4 protein-coding genes are annotated in these 3,373 nt (G+C 45.2%); all 4 read left to right on the forward strand.

Annotation, left to right across the window (positions count from 1 at the left end; genetic code table 11):
- Positions 1-160 precede the first annotated feature (160 nt).
- The 4 genes from ABID29_RS12175 to rpsO all read left to right on the forward strand — a co-directional run bounded on the left by ABID29_RS12175 (position 161) and on the right by rpsO (position 3,076).
- Positions 161-625 carry an FMN-binding protein gene (locus ABID29_RS12175; RefSeq protein ID WP_354366409.1) on the forward strand — a complete coding sequence of 155 codons (465 nt, stop codon included), beginning with the start codon at positions 161-163 and terminating at the stop codon, positions 623-625.
- Positions 625-1,377: an FAD:protein FMN transferase gene (locus ABID29_RS12180; protein ID WP_354366411.1), complete on the forward strand. Its 753-nt coding sequence runs from the start codon at positions 625-627 to the stop codon at positions 1,375-1,377. Before ABID29_RS12175 ends, ABID29_RS12180 begins: the two co-directional genes overlap by 1 nt.
- Before the next feature lies 1 nt (position 1,378).
- Positions 1,379-2,668: an iron reductase gene (locus ABID29_RS12185; RefSeq protein ID WP_354366413.1), complete on the forward strand. Its 1,290-nt coding sequence runs from the start codon at positions 1,379-1,381 to the stop codon at positions 2,666-2,668.
- A gap of 138 nt (positions 2,669-2,806) precedes the next feature.
- Positions 2,807-3,076, forward strand: coding sequence for a 30S ribosomal protein S15 (rpsO, locus tag ABID29_RS12190; RefSeq protein ID WP_018367802.1), 270 nt, complete (start codon positions 2,807-2,809; stop codon positions 3,074-3,076).
- Positions 3,077-3,373 lie beyond the last annotated feature (297 nt).

Consider the following 3,373-nt stretch of genomic DNA (forward strand, 5'->3'; position numbering starts at 1 on the left):
AAAAACCACACAGTGATTCTTTCATCTTGATTGTTTTCAAGACAGAAATCACTGCGTGGTTTTATTTTGAAACTAGTTTTTGCCCGGCCTCTTTTTGAGTTTAGAAAACTTTAAGGAAAAATAGTGTATAATAAGATATCACTATGTAAGGAGATTTTTGATGAAAAAATTACTTTCTCTCATTGTGGGAGGATTAGCCATTGTAGCGGCAGGTTTGAATGCCTATTTTTTGTTCTTTAAGGGAGAAAAAGAGGAGGCAGCAAGCACAGATACGTCAGCTGCTTCAGTAAATTCCTCCTCAGCAGATGAAACGCTTGAAAGCAGTCAGATGCAAGCTGAGGGGCAATATGTAGATGGTGTTTATACAGGTCAAGTGACCTCGACCAACCGAGGGGATTACCAGGTCCAAGTTACCATTTCTGGTGGCCAGCTGACCGATATTACCATGCTTACATGGCCCAAGGACAATCCAACATCGGAACAAATCAATGCAGATGCCTTGCCTGTTTATACGGCAGAAGCGCTGGAAACACAATCGGCAGAATTGACGCAAATTTCAGGTGCCAGCGAGGCTTACAAAGGCTTCACAGGGTCCCTGCAAGACGCCTTGGTACAGGCTCAATAATGAGGGCGATTCTGTATAAAACAATCGAGGCCATGACCATGCCTTTTACCATCACATTGGTGGTTTCTGACAAGGACAAGGGCCAGGTTTTACTCGAAACAGTGTCAGACCAGGTGCTGACAGATTTACGAAAAATCGAGGATGACTTCTCCCCTTTTAAGGCAGGGTCAATGGTTTCACGCTTTCGAGCTGGTGAGAAAGAGCTTTTACTCGATCCAGACTTTCAGGAAGTGTATGCCAAAAGCCTAGCGGCCCAAGAAGAAACAGAAGGTGCCTTTGATCCTTTTTTTGATGGGGACTACAATCCGACGGGTTTGGTTAAGGGATGGGCTATTGAGCAGGTTTTTGACCGCCACTTGAGACCCCTACTAGAGTCTGCTGTCATCGAGGCAGTTGGTCTTAATGGAGCAGGAGATATGCAGTTGTTGACTGGGGCAAGCTCAGATTTTACGTGGCAGGTTGGGATTGAAGATGCGCTCAACCCTCAGCAAGTGGTCAGTCGCTTTAGCTTGAAAGATGGAGCCATCGCCACTTCTGGCCTCAGTAAGAAGGGTCAGCATATCAAAGCTAGCAGCTCTGCTATTGACCAGGTTACGATTGTCGCCAATAGCTTGGTGCAGGCAGACATCTGGGCGACAGCACTGATGACTTGCGAAGAAACCAGGGCTCGTAATCTCATCGCCCGACACCGTTTGAGTGGTCTCTACCAGATCGGTGCCACACATCACTATTTTCAACATGGAGTACTATAACATGCTTAATACACACAAATTCTCAGTTTGGATTGCCTGGTTGACGGCAGTCTTTCTGATCCCTTTTCCCTTTATTTATACCTATGTGAATGGCCTAGAGGCTATGTTTGAGAGCCAAAAACTGGGCGTTGCATACGGGATTATCGCTTATGTTTGGATGCTATTAGCCATTTATATCGGGACGCGTCCACGCTGGATTGACCGCTATATCGGTCTGCCAGCGGCCTATATGATCCATGGGATTTTGAGCCTGGTTGCGATCTTGTTTTCTTTCTTCCATAAAAACATGAACCCGTCTTTCGGTCTTGTCCAAATGACAGGAAATGTGGCCTTTATGATTTTCTTGAGTTTGGCCCTTTATTCAACGGTTTTTATGGCTGGCTGGTTGACTAGTCGGGTGCCTGTGCTTGGCAAACTCAAGCGTTCCTTGGAGACGGTCTTTAAACACGAGGTGTCTGTCTGGCTGCATCGCCTCAATATCCTAGCGACCTTCTTGATTTTTGTGCATGTGCAGTTGATTGATTATATTCGGGCCAATACCAGTTTCATGGCGGTCTTTTGGCTGACCAGTGTCTTTGTCTTTGGAACCTATCTCTATAGTAAAATCAAGCCGACAGCCAAGGGCTATACCTCAAAGCTACTCAGCAATCGTGCCATTGGCGACAATATCCATGAGCTCCGCATTGCTCTTCCAAGTAAAAAGTTGGCAAAGAGCATCCGTCCAGGAGACTTTGTCTTTATCTCCTTTCCAAGCTACAAGGGGCTCACCGAACCCCATCCTTTTTCTGCGGTCAATCATCCTGCAGAGGACCAGGGAGAGTTGGTGTTGGCCATTCGTGGTGATGGAGACTTTACTAAGGGGCTTCAGCTTGTACCCGCACATGCAGAAGTCTTCGTTACAGCAGGTTATGGCATGTACCAGACGGTTATTGATGACCAGGCGCCTGGCAAGTTGATTGCAATCTCAGGTGGGATTGGGATCACACCGATTTTGTCCATTATTGAGGGAAATCAACACATTCCGACCTCTGTCTTTTATGGTGCTAGTACGCCAAATAATCTTCTCTATCAAGAGAAGTTTGCAGAGTGGAACAAGCGTGACAATTTCAAAAGCCAGCTCATCATTGGGCCTGTTCCAGCAGCAGATGTGGTGGCGGATTTACCAGAAAACAAAAAAGATGTTACAGTTTTAATCAGTGGACCAGCTGTTATGGCCCGCTATTGGATTAAGGTCTTGACCAAGCAAGGTGTCCCAAGAGGCCGTATCTTCTATGAAGAATTTGGCTGGTAAAGGATTCTATCGTTTGATTTGACAAAGTAGGAAAAGACTGGTAGACTAATAGAAGTCCACTGGACAAATTAGCCTTTTCTTGGTTGATGGCATGCCAACCTGAAACTCGGATTAGGCCACAATAAAAGGAGAAAACACATGGCAATCTCAAAAGAGAAAAAAAATGAAATCATCGCTCAATACGCTCGTCATGAAGGCGACACCGGTTCAGTTGAAGTACAAGTAGCAGTGCTTACTTGGGAAATCAACCACTTGAACAACCACATCAAAGAGCACAAGCATGACTATGCTACTTACCGTGGTTTGTTGAAGAAAATCGGTCACCGTCGTAACCTCTTGGCTTACCTTCGCCGCACAGACGTTAACCGTTACCGCGAATTGATCCAATCACTCGGACTTCGTCGTTAAGAAAAAAGCCCTTTGGGGCTTTTTTTGATCGAATTGCGGCAGGATAATGGAGTGAAAGCAGCGGACTTGTTATCTTGCCTTTTAGGCTGAACTTGGAAATGGGAACAAGATAGGAAAACATTTGGCCTTTCTGGGATACAAAAAAATAGCATAGTAGGAAAGACTGGATGTTTCCTACTAAAGAATCCGTATTTGGCGATCAAAAAGAGGCTGGGCAAAAACTAGTTTCAGAATAGACAAAAACGAGCATTTCCGCAGTTGGAGATGCTCGTTTTCTCATGTCATGGTTTATAATTA

The organism is Streptococcus rupicaprae (genome assembly GCF_040545225.1).
Classification (GTDB): Bacteria; Bacillota; Bacilli; order Lactobacillales; family Streptococcaceae; genus Streptococcus; species Streptococcus rupicaprae.

What these genes read in the sequence shown, in the direction of transcription:
- ABID29_RS12175 (WP_354366409.1), top strand. Translation starts at nt 161, where the DNA reads ATGAAAAAATTACTTTCTCTCATTGTGGGAGGATTAGCCATTGTAGCG.
- ABID29_RS12180 (WP_354366411.1), top strand. Translation starts at nt 625, where the DNA reads ATGAGGGCGATTCTGTATAAAACAATCGAGGCCATGACCATGCCTTTT.
- ABID29_RS12185 (WP_354366413.1), top strand. Translation starts at nt 1,379, where the DNA reads ATGCTTAATACACACAAATTCTCAGTTTGGATTGCCTGGTTGACGGCA.
- rpsO (WP_018367802.1), top strand. Translation starts at nt 2,807, where the DNA reads ATGGCAATCTCAAAAGAGAAAAAAAATGAAATCATCGCTCAATACGCT.